The organism is Dyella sp. 01N36 (assembly GCF_056399745.1).
Genome location: NZ_JBFTRY010000329.1, coordinates 1 through 2,147, shown reverse-complemented (window position 1 = coordinate 2,147; position 2,147 = coordinate 1). Strand labels below are relative to the sequence as shown.

The 2,147-nt window shown below is 65.1% G+C and carries 2 protein-coding genes and 1 tRNA gene; all 3 read left to right on the top strand.

Features of this window, described 5'->3' with window-relative positions:
- Positions 1-210: 210 nt before the first annotated feature.
- The 3 genes from serS to AC1DMG_RS21740 all read left to right on the top strand — a co-directional run bounded on the left by serS (position 211) and on the right by AC1DMG_RS21740 (position 2,042).
- Positions 211-1,491 (top strand): serine--tRNA ligase, encoded by a 1,281-nt coding sequence (gene serS, locus AC1DMG_RS21750; RefSeq protein ID WP_477177865.1) that lies wholly within the window; start codon positions 211-213, stop codon positions 1,489-1,491.
- A gap of 10 nt (positions 1,492-1,501) precedes the next feature.
- The gene (locus AC1DMG_RS21745) at positions 1,502-1,975 is read left to right on the top strand and encodes an LrgA (RefSeq protein WP_477177864.1); all 474 of its coding nucleotides are present in this window, start codon (positions 1,502-1,504) and stop codon (positions 1,973-1,975) included.
- Positions 1,953-2,042, top strand: a tRNA-Ser gene (locus AC1DMG_RS21740). The genes AC1DMG_RS21745 and AC1DMG_RS21740 overlap by 23 nt, the downstream gene beginning before the upstream one ends.
- The last annotated feature ends 105 nt before the right edge of the window (positions 2,043-2,147 follow it).

The following is a 2,147-nucleotide window of genomic DNA, read 5'->3' as shown; positions in this document are numbered from 1 at the left end:
CTACAGGGCGACCTGTCTGGGGTGCTCCCGCAACCCTTGTGGGAGCGCACCCTGTGCGCGACGGGGCGCCCATAATCAACGCCACGGCTGGCCGCCGACACGCTCTCCCATCGGCCTTCCTGGGTCCAGCCACCCCAAAACCCCAACATTGCCCCCCAGCCMGCCCCCCAGCGATAATCCAAGGTTCCAAGCCCCACATCTGGATTGATCATGCTGGACCCCGCACTGCTGCGTTCGCGCCTGGCCGAAACCGCCGCGCGCCTCAAGGACACCCGTGGCTACGAACTCGACGTGGCCGCCATCGAGGCGCTGGAGAGCCAGCGCAAGCAGTTGTCCACCGAGACGCAGGAGCTGCAGAACCTGCGCAATACGCGGTCCAAGGCGATCGGCCAGGCCAAGGCCAAGGGTGAAGACGTCGCCCCGCTGATGGCCGAAGTCGCCGGCATCGGCGACAAGCTCAAGGCCAACGAGCACGCCCTGACCGACGTGCAGGCCAAGCTCGCCGACATCGCGCTCGGCATCCCCAATATCCCGCACGAGTCCGTGCCGCTGGGCAACGACGAAACCCAGAACGCCGAGCAGCTGCGCTGGGGCACCCCGCGCACGTTCGATTTCCCGGTGAAGGATCACGTCGACCTCGGCGCCCGCCACGGCTGGCTCGATGCCGACGCCGGCGCCAAGCTGTCCGGCGCACGCTTCACCGTGCTGCGCGGCCAGCTGGCGCACCTGCATCGCGCACTCGCCCAGTTCATGCTCGACCTGCAGACCGGCGAGCACGGCTACCTCGAATGCAACGTGCCGCTGATCGTCAACGCCGACACCATGAAGGGCACCGGCCAGCTGCCGAAGTTCGAGGACGACCTGTTCTCCACCGAGGTCAACGAGAGCAAGCGCTACCTGATTCCCACCGCCGAAGTGGCGCTCACCAACCTCGTCGCCGACAGCATCATCGAAGCGGACGCACTGCCGATGCGCCTCACCGCGCACTCCATGTGCTTCCGCGCCGAAGCGGGCAGCTACGGCCGCGACACGCGCGGCATGATCCGCCAGCAYCAGTTCGAGAARGTCGAAATGGTGCAGATCGCCGCGCCCGAACACTCGCACGCCCAGCTCGAAGAAATGGTCGGCCACGCGGAGAAAGTGCTGCAGCTGCTGAATCTGCCGTACCGCAAGGTGCTGCTGTGCACCGGCGACATGGGCTTCTCGGCCATCAAGACCTACGACATGGAAGTGTGGCTGCCCAGCCAGAACACCTACCGCGAAATCTCCTCGTGCTCCAACTGCGGCGACTTCCAGGCCCGCCGCATGCAGGCCCGCTGGCGCAACCCCGCCACCGGCAAGCCCGAGCTGGTGCACACGCTCAACGGTTCCGGCCTCGCCGTGGGCCGCACCCTGGTCGCCGTGATGGAGAACTACCAGAACGCCGACGGCTCCATCACCGTGCCCGAGGTGCTGCGCCCGTACCTGCGCAACCTCACGCAGATCGCCTGAGGCACCGGACATGAGCATCCAGCGCTGGGACAAAGTGGAACTCGCCGCCAGCTACACCTTGCTGGTGATCCTGGCGACCGAACTGCTCACCCGTCTCGGCCTGGTCACCATGTTCCCCATGGCCACGGTGGACCTGGTGCTCAGCGCCATCGCCACCGTGCTGGTGGTGGGCTCCTTCTGGTTCGCCCGCCACAGCCGCAACCTCCGCTTCGCCATCATCGCCTTCGCCTCCGCGACCCAGCTGGTCCCGATGGTGATCCGCCAACCGATCCTGCTACTCCCGCTGCTTGGGGCAGCCGTACCGGTGGCCATCATGCTGTGGGCGATGATTGCCTTGTCGAAAAAAGGCAGGGAGCGGCACCGCATTCCTGATAGGATGGCGACCCTGCTTTTAAAGCCCGTCGTTGCGGCGCAGGCCGGAACCCAGGCGCCTCGGTCCCCAAAGGATCGAGACAAAACACGGAGAGATGGCCGAGCGGTTTAAGGCAGCAGTCTTGAAAACTGCCGTAGGTGTAAGCCTACCGTGGGTTCGAATCCCACTCTCTCCGCCAGAAATGGAAACGCCCCCGAATTGGGGGCGTTTTCGTTTCTGATGGACAGACTGGGTGAGAACCCACCCGGGTTCGACAAATTTGTCAGGAACAAATTTGGACAGC